General features: G+C 64.2%; 10 protein-coding genes and 1 tRNA gene. 9 read left to right on the plus strand and 2 right to left on the minus strand.

The annotated features are described in order from the left end of the window. Positions 1–18 precede the first annotated feature (18 nt). From rsmB to KHO41_RS07720, 6 genes are all read left to right on the plus strand, one after another. Entirely contained in the window at positions 19–1392 is a 1374-nt protein-coding gene (gene rsmB / locus KHO41_RS07695) for a 16S rRNA (cytosine(967)-C(5))-methyltransferase RsmB (RefSeq protein ID WP_211952692.1), read from the plus strand. Positions 1393–1413: 21 nt separating this feature from the next. Beyond that, entirely contained in the window at positions 1414–2271 is an 858-nt protein-coding gene (locus tag KHO41_RS07700) for a DUF4390 domain-containing protein (RefSeq protein ID WP_211952693.1), read from the plus strand. After that, positions 2268–4712 carry a sensor histidine kinase gene (locus KHO41_RS07705; protein WP_211952694.1) on the plus strand — a complete coding sequence of 815 codons (2445 nt, stop codon included), beginning with the start codon at positions 2268–2270 and terminating at the stop codon, positions 4710–4712. The genes KHO41_RS07700 and KHO41_RS07705 overlap by 4 nt, the downstream gene beginning before the upstream one ends. A gap of 51 nt (positions 4713–4763) precedes the next feature. Next, entirely contained in the window at positions 4764–5474 is a 711-nt protein-coding gene (locus tag KHO41_RS07710) for a response regulator (RefSeq protein ID WP_211952695.1), read from the plus strand. Positions 5475–5526: 52 nt separating this feature from the next. Next, positions 5527–5602: transfer RNA gene (locus tag KHO41_RS07715), tRNA-Phe, on the plus strand. A 220-nt stretch (positions 5603–5822) separates the two neighbouring features. Continuing rightward, positions 5823–6314 carry a hypothetical protein gene (locus tag KHO41_RS07720; RefSeq protein WP_211952696.1) on the plus strand — a complete coding sequence of 164 codons (492 nt, stop codon included), beginning with the start codon at positions 5823–5825 and terminating at the stop codon, positions 6312–6314. 31 nt (positions 6315–6345) lie between these two features. Here the strand turns inward: KHO41_RS07720 and KHO41_RS07725 are convergent, their stop codons facing one another. Next, positions 6346–8100, minus strand: coding sequence for a cellulose biosynthesis regulator YedQ (locus tag KHO41_RS07725; RefSeq protein WP_211952697.1), 1755 nt, complete (start codon positions 8098–8100; stop codon positions 6346–6348). A gap of 165 nt (positions 8101–8265) precedes the next feature. Between KHO41_RS07725 and KHO41_RS07730 the strand changes: the two genes are divergently transcribed. Then, positions 8266–8886: a LysE family translocator gene (locus KHO41_RS07730; RefSeq protein ID WP_211952698.1), complete on the plus strand. Its 621-nt coding sequence runs from the start codon at positions 8266–8268 to the stop codon at positions 8884–8886. 347 nt (positions 8887–9233) lie between these two features. Next, on the plus strand, positions 9234–9983 hold the full coding sequence (locus tag KHO41_RS07735; protein WP_211952699.1) for an aquaporin: 750 nt from the start codon (positions 9234–9236) through the stop codon (positions 9981–9983). Here KHO41_RS07735 and KHO41_RS07740 read toward each other — a convergent pair. Beyond that, complete coding sequence (locus tag KHO41_RS07740) at positions 9967–11604, minus strand: carbohydrate porin (RefSeq protein WP_211952700.1); 1638 nt, start codon at positions 11602–11604, stop codon at positions 9967–9969. The genes KHO41_RS07735 and KHO41_RS07740 overlap by 17 nt on opposite strands. A 1397-nt stretch (positions 11605–13001) precedes the next feature. Between KHO41_RS07740 and ltrA the strand changes: the two genes are divergently transcribed. Next, entirely contained in the window at positions 13002–14714 is a 1713-nt protein-coding gene (ltrA, locus tag KHO41_RS07745; RefSeq protein WP_211952701.1) for a group II intron reverse transcriptase/maturase, read from the plus strand. Positions 14715–14928 lie beyond the last annotated feature (214 nt).

Raw genomic sequence — 14928 nt, forward strand, 5'->3', positions numbered from 1 at the left:
GTCTGAAGCCTTACCGATATGCGCCTGCCCCACGAATCGCTTGCCTTCCAGATGCTCGGTGCCGCCATGGCCGTGCGTGCCGTCAATGAAGGTACCGCCCTGCCGCAGGCCATTGAAGATACCGCCGCGCACCTGCGCCTGGATCGCGTGCGCGATGCCGCCACGCGCGGCGCCGTGCAGGACCTGGCCTACCGCACCATGCGCCAGTTCGGCACCGCGCGCGCGCTGGTCACGCAACTGGTCACACGTCCGCCCGGCTCCCAGGTCGATTCGCTGCTCGCCGTAGCGTTGTCGCTGCTGCTCGAAGGCGAGGAGGGCGATGCGGCCAAGGCCGGCCGCGGCGGTTACAACGCATTTACGGTGGTGGACCAGGCCGTCAGCGCCGCGGCATCCGAACCCAAGACTGCGCATGCGCGCGGCCTCGTGAACGCCGTGCTGCGGCGTTTCCTGCGTGAACGCAAGGCGCTGCTCGCCGAAGTCAGCCGCGACGACCAGGCGCGCTGGAACCTGCCCGAATGGTGGTTGCGCATGCTGCGCGAAGCCTATCCCGACCAGTGGACAGCGCTCGCCGAAAGCGCGAACGTGCGTCCGCCGATGACACTGCGCGTCAACACGGCACGCATCCCGTTGCAGCAATACCTGACGGATCTCGCCAATGCCGGACTGGCCGGGCAGGCCATCGGTACGCAGGCCGTGCGACTGGTTCGCGCCGTACCCGTCTCGCAAGTCCCGGGATTTGAGCGCGGCGATGTCTCGGTGCAGGATGCCGGCGCGCAGCTCGCCGCGCCGCTGCTCGAGGTTGCCGACGGCATGCGCGTGCTCGACGCGTGCGCCGCGCCCGGCGGCAAGACGGGGCATCTGCTGGAGTTGGCCGATATCGACGTGACTGCCGTGGAGAGCGACGCGCAACGTGCATCGCGCATCGACGAGAACCTGTCGCGCCTCGGCAAGCGCGCGAGCATCGTCGTGGGCGACGCAAGCCGCCCCGGCGACTGGTGGGACGGCCAGCAGTTCGACCGCATCCTGGCCGACGTGCCGTGCTCCGCATCGGGCATCGTGCGGCGCCACCCCGATATTCGCTGGCTGCGCCGTGAAGCCGATATTGCCCGGCTTGTCAATGAACAGCGGCGCATCGTTTCGCAACTCTGGCCGCTGCTCAAGCCTGGCGGCATTCTGGTCTATGTCACCTGTTCTATTTTCCCAACGGAAGGGGAGGAGCAGGCGCGCTGGTTTGGTGCACAGTTGGCAGATGCGATACGATTGCAGGCGCCGGGGCAGCTGCTGCCCGGCACGCATGCAACACAGCCTGCCGGCGACAACCATGCTGGCCAGGTCAGCCTGCCATCTGATCATGATGGCTTCTTCTACGCCCGCTTCCAGAAACGCGCCTGATTACGCGCCTGATCCGATCCGATGGTGAGCACGCTGCGCCTGTCAGCCTTCCGCGCCCCTGCCGACCAAGCGCACACGGTTGCCGGGGCGTGGTGCAGTGATACTGCCAGCCTGTTGCGGCGCGCGTGCGCGGGCCTGATGCTGGTGCTGGCCTGCCTGGTGCTGTGGCCCGGCGCCGTCGGCGCGCAAGTCATCGAGGCCACCGAGGCGCGCATCGAATACCAGGACAACGGCTTCGAACTGACGGCAAGCTTTGACTTCGACTTGCCCCCGCCACTGGAAGACGCGCTGAACAAGGGCATCTCGCTGTATTTCACGGTCGAGTTCCAGTTGAGCCGTCCGCGCTGGTACTGGTTCGACGAAAAGCCCGTCAATACCAGCCGTACCATTCGACTGTCATACCAGCCGCTGACGCGCCAGTACCGCGTTTCCACCGGCGGCCTGCAGCTTCCGTTCCCGCGCCTGAAGAGCGCGCTGCAGTTTATCCAGCGCGTGCATGGCTGGCGCGTATTCGACCGCAACGCGGTCAAACCCGGCGAGTCCTACCATGCGGAAGTGCGCATGAAGCTCGACCTGTCCCAATTGCCCAAACCGTTCCAGATCAATGCGGTCAATACGCGTGAATGGAACCTCGCGTCGGACTGGCGCCGCTTCATCTATACCGTGCCGACCGATCTGAACGCGCCGCCACCTCCGCCGCCGTCACCACCTGTGACGGCGCCCGCGCTGCCAGCTTCGCCGGCCATGCCGGCATCGCCACCGATGCCCGCTTCGGCGCCGTCCGCATCGGCCGATCCGCGCATCGGCCCCTTCGTCCAGACGGTGTCGACGGCGCTGTCGCCTGCCACGCTCGTGCAGTCGGTGCCGGGCCAGCCATGAACACCAGCAGTCTCTGGGACAGCCGGTTCCGCCGCGTGCTCTACCGGGTGGTAGCCGGGATCATTGTTTTCCTTGCTCTTGTGCTGGTCGGCCTGCTGGCCGGCGCATCGGCCAACACGGAATTCTTCGATCGCTACTTCACGCTGCTGTTCAAGGTCAACCTGGTGATCGGCGCACTGCTGGTGATCACTGTCGGTGCGCTCGCGGTCACGCTATGGCTGCGCTATCGCCGGGGCAAGTTCGGCACGCGCCTGATGACCAAGCTCGCCGTGTTCTTCGGCGTGGTCGGCGTGCTGCCCGGTGTGCTGATCTACCTGGTGTCGCTGCAATTCGTTTCACGCAGCATCGAATCGTGGTTCGACGTGCGCGTGGAAACCGCGCTCGAAGCAGGGCTGAACCTGGGCCGCTCCACGATCGACAGCGCGCTGGCCGACCTGCAGGGCAAGGCTCGCCTGATGGCGGAGCAATTGAGCGGCCCGTCGGGCATGGCCACCTCGCTGCAACTGAACCGCCTTCGCGAACAATACGGCGTGCAGGAAGCGGCGATCTTCACGGGCAGCGGACGCGTGCTGGCCACGGCGTCGAGCAACTATGCCACGCTGGTGCCGGACCTGCCTTCCGGCGTGCTTGCCGAGCAGGCGCGGCTGGCCGGCGGTTACGCTGCAGTGGAAGGCGGTACGGATCCATCCGTGGACGGCAACCATCCCGATCCGCGCGCCGACAGCAGCCACCTGTACCGCCTGCGCGTCATCATTCCGCTCGGCGCAGCGCCAGCGGGCGACACCACCGCAGCCGCAGCCGAGGCCAGCGCCCCACGTGTCGCCGCCGCGCCAAAGGCGCGCTGGGCGGGTTCCGGCCTGTCGGTGGAACGCCGGCCCGAAGACTCGCCATCGAGCGGCTTCGGCCTGGTGGGCGACACCGTGCGCGAGGAACGCTACCTGCAGGTGGTGCATCCCGTGCCGGCCGTTCTCGCGCGCAATGCGGACGAAGTGCAGCGTGCCTACCAGGAATACCAGGAAAAAGCGCTGGGCCGCACTGGCCTGCGCAAGATGTATATCGGCACGCTGACGCTCACGTTGTTCCTCGCCGTATTCATCGCAGTGATGCTCGCGTTGCTGCTCGGCGGCCAGCTTGCGCGCCCGCTGCTGATGCTGCTGCAGGGAACCAAGGAAGTGGCCGAGGGCGACCTCTCGCCCAAGCGCGAGCTGAAGAGCCGCGACGAACTCGGCATGCTCACGCAGCAGTTCAACCAGATGACGCGCCAGCTTGCGGAGGCGCGCCTGGCCGTTGAAGAAAACCGCGTGGCGCTGGAGCAATCCAAGGCGTATCTGGAAAGCGTGCTGCAGAACCTGACTGCAGGCGTGCTGGTGTTCGACCGGCGCTTTGTACTCATTACCGCCAACCCCGGCGCCGAACGCATCTTCCGCCAGCCGTTCGTGGCCGTGCTGGGACTGCCGGTCGAGCAGATTCCAGGCATGGGGCCGTTCGGCGAGATCGTGCGCCAGGCGTTTTCCGATCAGAGCACGCGCGAAGTGCTGGGCGGCGCCGAGCACTGGCAGAAGCAGATCGAGCTGCCGCAGGGCCATGAAGAGCAGCCGCTGACGCTGCTCGTGCGCGGCGCGCACCTGCCCGGCGGCGAGCGCGACGAGCCCGGCTACGTGGTCGTGTTCGACGACATCTCCGACGTGATTTCGGCGCAGCGCTCCGTGGCGTGGGGCGAAGTCGCGCGGCGCCTCGCGCACGAGATCAAGAACCCGCTCACGCCGATCCAGCTCTCGGCCGAGCGCCTGCAGATGAAGCTTTCGCCGAAACTCGAAGATAAAGACGCCGAAGTGCTCAAGCGCGGCGCGGCCACGATCGTTAACCAGGTGGCGGCGATGAAACGCATGGTGGACGATTTCCGTGACTATGCGCGCACGCCGCCCGCGGTGCTGCAGTCGCTGCAGATCAATGCGCTGGTGACTGAAGTGCTGCACCTGTATGGCATCGATGACCCGGCGGTGCATGAACATCCGGTGATCCATGCGACGCTGAACACGGACCTCCCCGAGATCAAGGGAGACCCGACCCAGCTGCGCCAGGTGATCCACAACCTGTTGCAGAACTCGCAGGATGCCGCGACCGAGAACGTCGCGGCGGGTAGGGCGGCGCCCCATATCGCTCTACACACCGAGACGGTAGAATATAAAGATTCTGCCGGCGAAAACCGCCAGGCAGTCAAGCTAACCATTGCGGACAATGGTCCGGGCTTTGCACCTCGCATCCTGAGCCGTGCGTTCGAGCCTTATGTGACCACCAAGGCCAAGGGTACGGGGCTCGGGCTGGCGATGGTAAAGAAGATCATTGACGAACACGGCGCGCGCATAGAACTGCGCAATCGAATGGAAGGTGCCGAGATCGTCGGTGCACAGATCTCGATCCTGTTCGTTAAACTGGCATAGTCAACTTGGCGGTCCGTCACGGAACGCTTTGGTGGGGTTAAGAGGGGAAGTATGGCAACGATCCTCGTAGTCGATGACGAAATGGGAATCCGGGAACTGCTCTCGGAAATCCTGAGCGACGAAGGCCATGTGGTCGAAGTCGCCGAGAACGCGCAGCAGGCACGCGAATACCGTGCGGGCACGACCCCTGATCTCGTACTGCTCGATATCTGGATGCCCGACACCGACGGCGTGACATTGCTCAAGGAGTGGTCCGCGCAAGGTCAGCTGACAATGCCGGTGATCATGATGTCTGGCCATGCCACCATCGACACCGCGGTCGAGGCCACCAAGATCGGCGCACTGAATTTCCTGGAAAAGCCGATCGCGCTGCAGAAACTGCTGTCGGCGGTGGAGCAGGGCCTGGCCCGTGGTATCGAGCGCCCGCGCGCAGCGCCGGCGGCAGTGCCCGCACCGGCGGCGCCGGCTATCGAAGCCGCACTGGCACCAGCCTCTGCAGAGGCCAGCCTCGACGCCGCGGCCAACGGCAGCAATGCCGCGCGCCCGCCCGAAGCCGAAATGCACTTCTCGTTCGACATGCCGCTGCGCGAGGCGCGCGACCTGTTCGAGCGCGCCTACTTCGAGTACCACCTGGTGCGCGAACACGGCAGCATGACGCGCGTGGCCGAGAAGACCGGACTGGAACGCACGCACCTCTACCGTAAGCTCAAGCAGCTTGGCGTGGAGCTGGGCCGCAACAAGCAGGAACCTGCCGAGCAGTGATGCAACGAACGCTTGACGGGCGCTGAATCCGTTGCTATAGTTTCGCTTCTTTGGCCCGGTAGCTCAGTCGGTAGAGCAGAGGATTGAAAATCCTTGTGTCGGCGGTTCGATTCCGTCCCAGGCCACCAGAACATCAAAAGCCCGACTCTTCGAGTCGGGCTTTTTGTTTTTGCGTCCTCCCCTAGGTTCAGCAAGCGGCCATCCGTTCGCCCGGCACAAACCAGATCTAAAAACTTTTGACTTGGCGGTCGATAGACATATCTCTACGATTGCCTGACACACGACGGGTATCGGTATCGCGTACATAGAATGCGCGGCCGGGTCAGGCTGTTTCTACTGGGGGTCACTATGGATACGCTGTCCGAAGCAGGAATCGGCTGGCCGCAGGAATCGGACACCGCCGAGCGCGGCATCTGGAAGAGCACGATGGCTGCAGCCAGCCAGGCGCTGGGTGCGGCAAGGAATGTGCAACAGGCGATGGCGCAGACCTTGAAGCTGCAGCAGAAGATCCGCGCCCTGCGCGATGAACTGCACCACGCCGAAGCCGAACGCGATGTCTACCGCGAACTGCATCAGCGCACCGTCGACGAGCTGCACCAGGCCGTGGACCGCAGCCCGGCCGAGATGAAGCGCCTGCGTGCGGAAGCCGAGACGCTGCAGATCCGCCACCGCGCATACAAGCTGCTGGTGCAGCATTACATGCGCATCGGCACGCCGATCGATCCCACCAAATTTGCCGAGCAACGCAGCCGCGTGCAGCAGCACATCTTGTTCCAGCGGCGCCGCGGCATTCCGGTCGCGCGGATCGGCGTCGACGATATCGCGTTCCTGTTGCGCTGAGCGCAGCGGCGCCTGGCCCGCCTGCGCCCGCTTACGCCTGCACCTGCGGCACCGTTGCGGCGTGCGCGCTGTCGTCGCTGACCACGCGGTTGCGGCCTTGCGTCTTGGCGTCGTAGAGACGCCGGTCGGCGATGGCGGCCAGGCCATCGAGCGTCATCGGCACGCCATCGGCAACCTCGGCCGGCGCTTCGGCGACACCCACGGAAATGGTGAAGCGGATGATGCGGTCGGCCGGTTCGACACGAGCCTCGGGATCGGCTTCGACCACGCATGCCGCGATGGCGCGTCGCAGGCGCTCCGCGCTCTGCGCGGCCTCGGCGAGGCTCGTATTGGGCATCAGCACAGCAAACTCCTCGCCGCCAAGACGCGCGGGCTGATCGACGTTGCGCAGATTTGCACGCATCGTGCGGGCGAGTTCAACGAGTACCTTGTCGCCGCTCGCATGGCCCCAGTGGTCATTCACCTTCTTGAAGAAGTCGATATCGATCATGACCAGTGCCAGCGGCTGGCCGTCGCGCTTCTGGCGCTCGAACTCATACTGCGCCAGCTCGCGCATGCGGCGCCGGTTGGACAGCCCCGTAAGCGGGTCCTGCCGCGCGATTTCCTGCAGTTTTTCACCGAGCGCGATGTAATGGTCGAATAGCTGCGTCACGACCTTGAGCGTGATCCACAGCAGCAAGGGCAGCAGCACCCAGATCATCAGCAGCGGCCGGCTCATGCTCGCGAACATGCTTGCGTACAGTTCGCGCGCCGGCACCACGTCCATCAGCAGCCAGGGACTCTGCGGCGCGCGATGGAACAGCAGATAGTCGCCGTCGTGCTTCACCATGCCGCTCCCGCGCGCGAACAAGTCCGCAGGCGCGAAATCCTTCCAGTTTCCGGGTACGGCGTCGGGCCATTTCTGCACCTTCCGGACCGGGTCATCGCTGATCGCCAGCACATCGCCATGGGCGTTCATCATGTACTGGACCGTGCCGGGATCGCTGGCAGCACGCAGCAGCTCGTCCAGACGCTTCTGTTCGACGTCGATCGCCACCACCCCGCGGAACTGCTGGCCGGCATAGATCGGCACACTGAGCGTGGTCATGCGCCGCTTGCTCTGGAAATCGTCGTACATCGGTACCCAGTAGAGCTCGCGGCCAGGGTTCACCTCGGGCGTCTGGCCACGGTAGTACGGCATGCTGTCGAAGCGTTGCATCATGCTTACGGCCATGGCCGGGTCGATCCCCGGGTAGGCCACGAAGAAGCCGTTGCTCGAGATGAATATCGCGTTGCCCTGAACATGGTCCGCGCGGATGCTGAGGCCCAGCAGTTCGCTGATCATCCTCCCCACGTACAGATCGACCATGAGGTCCGGGTCGCGGCGATCGAAGCTGCGCAGGCCTGTCAGTCCCGCCGGCCCGACGCCGATCAGGGCCGGGCCATCCAGTGGCAGCTTCATCTGCCAGACCGGCGCATTGCGCTGCGCGTAGGCCTGGCGTATCGCAGCATCGGGCGGCACTGCATCCGCGCTCGCCTGGATCTCGAACAGGCGCTCCGCATAGGTGCTCAGGTACTGGAGCCGTCGCCGTTCGCCTTCCAGCACCGCTTCGACGCCGAGGGCGCGCAGTTCGAGATTGTGCTGGCGAGCCCGCAGGTCGCGCTCGCGCACCAAGGACACGTCGCGCAATCCGACCACCAGCGCAAGCAGCAAGACCACGGCAAAGCAGCCGACCACCACACGATGGGGGCGCATGACCGCAAGACGGGGCAGCCAGCGCGGCTGCGGCAGCGAACGACGCCACATGGGGGCGGTCTCCTGTCTGATGGCGGGGCTTGCCCGGCGGGTCAGTGGGACGACGTGGCCGACAGCTTAGTGTAGGACAGCAGGACGGCGCGGCGCACACCGACGCCGGTGTGCAGTACCATGCCTGATCGGCCCCCTGCGCGGCAATATCCACCGGAAACTTTCATGTTCGACATCCAGAACTATTACAGCTTCCTGCTTGCAATCCTGGTGTTCCAGCTCATTCCCGGTCCGGGTACGATCGCGATCCTCAACGCCACCGCGCGCAACGGCGTCGCCGCCGGCATGGGTGCGGTGCTGGGCACCTTGCTGGGCGACCTGACGTTCATGGTCGCCGCCGTGGCGGGGCTGGCGGCGGTGATGAAGGCAAACCCGCTGCTGTTCCAAGGGCTCCAGTGGTTCGGCGCGGCCTACCTGTGCTGGATGGGCGTGCAACTGCTGCGCGCGCGCATCAACAATGCACCCGCCGCCCCGGAACCGCGCAAGACCGCAAAGGTGTACTTGCGCCAGGGATTCGCCGTCAGCCTGACCAATCCCAAGGTGATCCTGTTCTTCGTCGCGTTCTTCCCGCTGTTCCTGCGGCCCGATTCGCCCCCGCTGACGCTGGCCGCGATGATGGCCCACGTCACGCTGATCAGCCTGCTGTATCAGGCAGGGCTGGTTCTCGTCGGCAACGCCATCGCCGGCAAGCTCAAGGCGCTGCCGTTCGCGCGCAAGGTAGCCACGCGCCTGGCTGGCATCGCGCTGGTTGGCTTCGGGCTGAAGCTCGCCGCCAGCAACCGCTGAAGCAGGGCGCCTTCGCGCGCTGTCGTGCCTGCCTGCGCCTGATTCGATACCTGCCGTCTGTTCATAACATCGCGCGGGCGCATTGACGCCTGTCGCCCGCGGCGGAACACTTCGCGTTCCGGTGTGCCATGCCTGCGCACCGGTTTGCCCCCGATCGAGGCGTCGTCTCAGGCGACGTTGCGCATCCCGCTGCCACGCCACTGTCGTCCTCTCTTTCGGCCTGTCGTCCTGCCCCGTCAGGACATGCCCGCACCCTGGCCCGACATGCCCCTGATGACCTTGTGCCGCGCGACGCGACCGTCCCGCGTGACCCGATCCATGACCATCCGCACCACCGGAGCGCAGCAGTGAGTACGCTTTCGCGCCGGCTGGTGGCCGAGGGACTGGGTACCGCATTGCTGGTCGCCGTGGTGGTGGGGTCGGGCATCCGCGCCGAGCGGCTGGCCGATGGCAATGTCGGGCTCGCCTTGCTGTGCAATGCGCTGGCCACCGGCGCCGGGCTGGTGGCGCTGCTGGTAGCGCTGGGTCCGGTGTCGGGCGGACACTTCAATCCGGTGGTGAGCTTGTCGGCGCTGGTGCAGGGCGCGCTCTCGCCGCGCGTCGCGCTCGGCTATGCGGCCGTGCAGATCGGTGGCGGCATTGCCGGCGTGCTGGCCGCGCATGCGATGTTCGGCGAACCGGTTCTGGCGTGGTCCGCGCACAGCCGCACCGGCCTGCCGATGTGGTGGAGCGAGTTCGTGGCGACGTTCGGGCTGGTCGGGGTCGGCATCGGCACGCTGCGCAGCCGGCCGGGCCTGGTGCCGTTCGTGGTGGCAGGCTATATCACCGCCGGCTACTGGTTCACGTCATCGACCTCGTTCGCCAACCCGGCGCTGACGATTGCGTGCGCGCTGACCGACACGTTTACGGGCATTCGTCCGGTTGATGTACCGGGCTTCGTGCTCGCGCAGATTGCGGGCGGGCTCAGTGCCACGCTGCTGTTCCATTGGCTGTGCCGCAAGCCGGCAGAGATCACCGAAAGTGCGGAGCGCGGGGAAGGGCGCACAACCGCTCCGCGCTGGCGCACGGGCAAACCGGCCGCTACCAGCGCCGATTAAGCTGGACGCCGAAGATCGAGCCGCTGTTCTGCGTGGCCCAGGCCTCGGCCGGCGCCGTGAACGCCATGCCTTCCACGTCGTTGGCACGGCTGTAGGTGTAGAACGCACGCAGGTTCGCATTGCCCGCCGACTTGCCCAGCGTCAGCGTCGGCGCAATCGTCAGCGCAGTGCGCTGGCCGCTGGCGCCGAAGCCCGACGAGATCTGGTCGCGCGCGACTTCGAACACCATCTTGAACTGGTCGCTCGCCACATAGGCCGGGCGGATCCGCGTGGCGGCCCATTGCAGCGTGCCAATCGGCGAACGATCGAACTGCATGCTCGACTCGACCGAGCCGCCCAGGCCGGACCGGCCCTTCCATTCCAGCGATTCCGCAACGCGCACGCGCGACAGCGACGGGCCCATGCCCGTGTAGCCCGCCATGGCGCTGCGCGCGCCGGAGCCGAACTGCAGGCCGACGCGGTTGGTGCCCGCAAGCACGCCTTTCTGTTCATGCAGCGCCGACGCCCACCACGCGCTGCCTGAATCGGCGACCAGCGACTGGGCCTCGACCCGCGTAAAACCAAGCTGCACCGAGCCCTGCGCGTTGGTCGTGATCGGCGCCGTGCGCACCGAGTGGTAGCTCGGCTGGTTCTGCCCGTTCTGGTCGTTGCGGGCCGTGTACTGATAGCTCAGGCCGACATCGCCAATCACGCGTGCATTGTCCACACCGAAGCGCATGGCCTGTGAATTCGGCGGCAGCAGGCCGGAAGACATCAGGAACGGGCTGCTGTCGCGGCGGCCGGCCCACATCGTGGCGCCGTCGAGCACTGACAGGCCGCTCACCGCCGTATAGAACTGCGGCACCAGTGCGTAGGGATCGACCGCGGCAGGGCGGCCGTTGACCGAGGTCGCATCGGTGCCGCGGGCCTGGGCGATCAGCATGACCTGCGCCCCGCCATCGAGATTGAGCACCGACTCCCGGATCTTGACCTCGCCCGAACTGCGGCAAGCCAGCCCGTGGCCAATGCCGGTGGAAAGCGCGCCGCCGGCGCATGCGCGCATGGTGGCGTCACGGTCCTCGGCGGCGGCACGGCCGCTGTAGCTGAGTCGCCAGACCGAGTCCACCGCGGCATCGTCGGCCGGCAACTGCGAGCGCAACACCGGCGGCGCGTCCGATGGCGTCTCTTCGGCGCTGCCCGCATCGGCAATCGGTTCGGCCGGCGGTTCAGCCACGAAATGCCCGAGCCGCGACGGGAACAGCACCAGAGGCGGGGCAGGCGGAGGAGGCGGGGCCGCGGAATCGGGCGGGCCGACGAACGTGTCGTCGACCGGCGCGGCGGCTTGGGCCACCTGCGCGTTGGCCGATGCCTCGGCGGGTGCCGGTGCTGCCGCCGTGCTCGGTGCCGCGGCCGCAGGAGGCGTCTCACCGGCGATCAGGGCGCCGAGCGGATCGTCCTGGGGCGTCGCCATAGCCAGTGCCACAGGCGCGGGACGCGCATCCTGTATGCGAGGCGGTGCGAGGGACTGGGTACCCTGCTGCGTCTGCGCGCAAGCCACCATCCCCCAGGCGGCCAAAACGGCGGCACTCAGGCGGCGGCGGGGAAAGCAACGACAGGAGGCAACAGGGAATCGGGACAGCATGCAACGAACGACCAGGCGGCCAGACCGCCGGTAGGGGGTCTTTTTTTAACAGCCGCACGATTTGACTGCAAGACGGGTTACAAAATCCATCACTACGTGTGCCTTCTCACAATACGAAAACCCAATGTCCGCCACATGAGCAGCCGCATGCGACATCACGGTGAAATCGCGGGAAAGAACTAGCGAAAACCCGGACTTCTGCAGGGCTCCGTGCAGAAAAAGGCACCGCTATAATCGGTGGGCTTGGTGCGACACGCATTCTCGTGTCCGGGTAGCTCCAACGTAAGGAGCATCGACCTTTGTCGAGACAAGGGGAGGGCCTCGGCCTGAACCGTCCAATCTCGACCTATTACTTGCTTAGACAAACCCGGCCGAACAGCCAGGGAGAGTCCGATGTGTTGTGAGGAAGCCAGAGCATCGGCGCCTCACAGCTTGCTTTTGCTGGATGGATTTCCAGCCATTGCCCAAGGGCGGGGACGCTCGCCTTTGGGCGAGTTCTCTGTAGACATCCTCCTCGGAGGGTGCATGCGGTTGGACAGCGGAATCTCCGTTGTATCGCCGCAACATAGCATTCAAACCGTTCTGGATAGAACGGCGCTACGTTCTTTGGGACGACATCGAGGCTCGTAAGAGCGTTCGATGCCGTCAAGCGCTCGCTGGTAAGGGAGCACGACAGTAAGTAGGTGAGGTCCCGGAGCGGTAGCTCTGTGCATTATGGTTCGGTCGGAAATGTCCGAAAGGGCGTGACGATAGAGAACCTGCTATGCGACTAGCAGTAGCCTAGGGGGACATGCGTCACTGGTAACGGTGGGGTGTGAAGCTCTCCTGACAATGCGGCCCCCGAAAGGGTGCCATCAGGTCGTGAGACAGGATGGTGGAGGCTCCGAGCAGCAACGGGGTCGAGGCGCTAGGCTGACTGGTATGGGTAACGTAAGTGAACTGCTGATAAACGTCGTAACGATTGAGATGCCAAAGCTGCTGTTAGGCATTAACCAAACGGTGTGTGGTCGGTTGTCCCACTCAAGCCTTGGGACACGTCGCCACGATGACCACCGGCGGAAAGGCAGACCCTAACCCAGTCGTGTAATGTGCAGGGAACGTGGTAAGCCCGTATGGTTGCCGGAGCGCAGATTGGCTCAGGCAGGCGAACCGCAAGGAACGCTGTTGGCTGTGCGGGTATGGGATGTTGGAAAAAGCGAACGCCGGGCTGTAATGGTCCGGATAGGGATTGAGACATCATCCCACGCGAAAGCGGGCAGACTTCCAACTGGTCAATCGTCGCAGGACGGCTGATTGATCTCGCTTGTTTAAATTTTCTTCCCTTGAGGGGCAACACGTCCCTCAAGGGGCGTGCTGTCTCTTGATGTTGGGGAAGATCCTCAAGATAGGAGAGCAGCATGGAAGCATTGATCCGCAAGGATGAATCTGCGCTCTCCGGCGTGCCGCAAACCTGGGGCGCCATTAATTGGCGCCGCGTGGAGCGGAACGTTCGAGATATGCAGATTCGAATTGCGAAGGCGACACAGGAAGGGGACTGGCGTAGGGTGAAAGCCCTGCAACGGTCTCTGACCCGCTCGTTCTCCGCCAAAGCACTGGCGGTACGACGAGTGACGATGAACCAAGGTGAGCGAACGGCAGGCGTCGATCGCGAAAAGTGGAAAACGCCTGAAGTCCGGTGGGAAGCCATTGGGCGGTTGAAGCGCCGGGGGTACAGACCTCTGCCATTACGGAGGGTCTTCATCCCCAAGGCCAATGGGAAGGAGCGCCCACTGGGCATTCCAACCATGTTGGACCGAGCCATGCAAGCGTTGTACCTGCTGGCGCTGGAACCGGTGTCCGAAGGAACGAGCGATCCGAACTCTTATGGGTTCAGGACCAACCGATCCACGGCGGATGCCATGTCCCAGCTGTTTGTTTCCTTATCTCAGAAGGCCTCGGCTCAATGGGTGCTGGAAGCAGACATCAAAGGATGCTTCGACCATATCAGTCACGACTGGCTGGAGCGCAATGTCCCAATGGACAAAGCAATCCTTCGGAAGTGGTTGAAGGCTGGCGTGGTATTTCAAGGCCAGTTTCAGGCAACCGAAGCCGGAACGCCGCAGGGAGGCATCATTTCCCCGACTCTGGCAAATGTGGCGCTGAACGGCTTGGAAACGCAACTGACCCAGTTCCTCGGAACGAAGTTGGGAGTGACCAAGGCAAAAAGGCTCAAAGTGAATGTTGTGCGTTACGCGGACGACTTCGTGATCACCGGTGATACGCCGGAGGTCCTAGAAAGCGAAGTGAAGCCGTGGGTAGAACAGTTCCTCGCAGTACGGGGGCTATCGCTATCGACGGAGAAAACGCGGATCGTCAGCATCGCCGACGGCTTTGACTTCCTAGGGTGGAATTTCCGTAAGTACTCGGGAACACTGCTCATCAAGCCAAGCAGGAAAAACGCGCAAGCGTTCTATCGCAAGGTGAAGGCGGTCATCAGCACCAACAAGACGGTGGAGCAGTCGGTTCTAATTCGACTGTTAAACCCGATGCTGCGGGGCTGGGCACAGTATCACAGTCCCGTGGTTGCTAAATCGGCGTTCGCCCGCATGGAGCATGAAGTATTTATTGCTTTACGGCGGTGGGCAAAGCGGCGACATCCACATAAGTCGACCGAATGGGTGCGGAGGAAGTATTTCGCAACCGTCGGGGAACGAAACTGGGTGTTCGGAACCAAGTTCGTGAGCGGCAACGGCAGTGTAGGCTGGACAGAACTGTACTCGCTTGCGGGTACGACTATCCGGCGGCACAAGAAGATTCGGGGGGACTACAATCCTTTCGATCCTACGCAGGAACGGTACGGCGAAAAGCTGCGACAGGAGCGAATGTTGGAAAACATGGCGCACCGTAAGCAGTGGATCAAACTGTATCTATCCCAGCAAGGCTTGTGCGCGGTGTGTCAGTGCAAGATAACCAAGGAAACTGGATGGGAAGATCATCACATCGAACCGCGCATACGCGGGGGCTCCGATGCTCTAGGGAATCGCGTGCTGCTGCATCCGAACTGTCACATGCAAGTGCACCACCATGGCAGAACTGTTGTGAAACCGGTGTCCGAATGGACATTTAGTTGAGGCCCGAGCCGTATGCGGGGAAACTCGCACGTACGGTTCCTAGGGGGGGACAGGTCAGTAATGACTTCGTCCCTACCCTACTCTTTCGGGTAAGACAGCCGCGGCCTGTTACGAACGGGTGCCTCAACAGCGGTTGCATCGCGTCGGTTGCACATCGTCCCGGCATCACCAGGGTTCCCGTCCGTAACAGGCACTGCGTTGCGCGCGCGGCACC

The sequence above is a fragment of the Cupriavidus numazuensis genome, from assembly GCF_905397435.1.
GTDB lineage: Bacteria > Pseudomonadota > Gammaproteobacteria > Burkholderiales > Burkholderiaceae > Cupriavidus > Cupriavidus numazuensis.

Excerpts from the sequence above, each read along its gene's own strand:
- rsmB (WP_211952692.1), top strand. The coding sequence starts at position 19 with ATGCGCCTGCCCCACGAATCGCTTGCCTTCCAGATGCTCGGTGCCGCC.
- KHO41_RS07700 (WP_211952693.1), top strand. The coding sequence starts at position 1,414 with ATGGTGAGCACGCTGCGCCTGTCAGCCTTCCGCGCCCCTGCCGACCAA.
- KHO41_RS07705 (WP_211952694.1), top strand. The coding sequence starts at position 2,268 with ATGAACACCAGCAGTCTCTGGGACAGCCGGTTCCGCCGCGTGCTCTAC.
- KHO41_RS07710 (WP_211952695.1), top strand. The coding sequence starts at position 4,764 with ATGGCAACGATCCTCGTAGTCGATGACGAAATGGGAATCCGGGAACTG.
- KHO41_RS07720 (WP_211952696.1), top strand. The coding sequence starts at position 5,823 with ATGGATACGCTGTCCGAAGCAGGAATCGGCTGGCCGCAGGAATCGGAC.
- KHO41_RS07725 (WP_211952697.1), bottom strand. The coding sequence starts at position 8,100 with ATGTGGCGTCGTTCGCTGCCGCAGCCGCGCTGGCTGCCCCGTCTTGCG.
- KHO41_RS07730 (WP_211952698.1), top strand. The coding sequence starts at position 8,266 with ATGTTCGACATCCAGAACTATTACAGCTTCCTGCTTGCAATCCTGGTG.
- KHO41_RS07740 (WP_211952700.1), bottom strand. The coding sequence starts at position 11,604 with ATGCTGTCCCGATTCCCTGTTGCCTCCTGTCGTTGCTTTCCCCGCCGC.
- ltrA (WP_211952701.1), top strand. The coding sequence starts at position 13,002 with ATGGAAGCATTGATCCGCAAGGATGAATCTGCGCTCTCCGGCGTGCCG.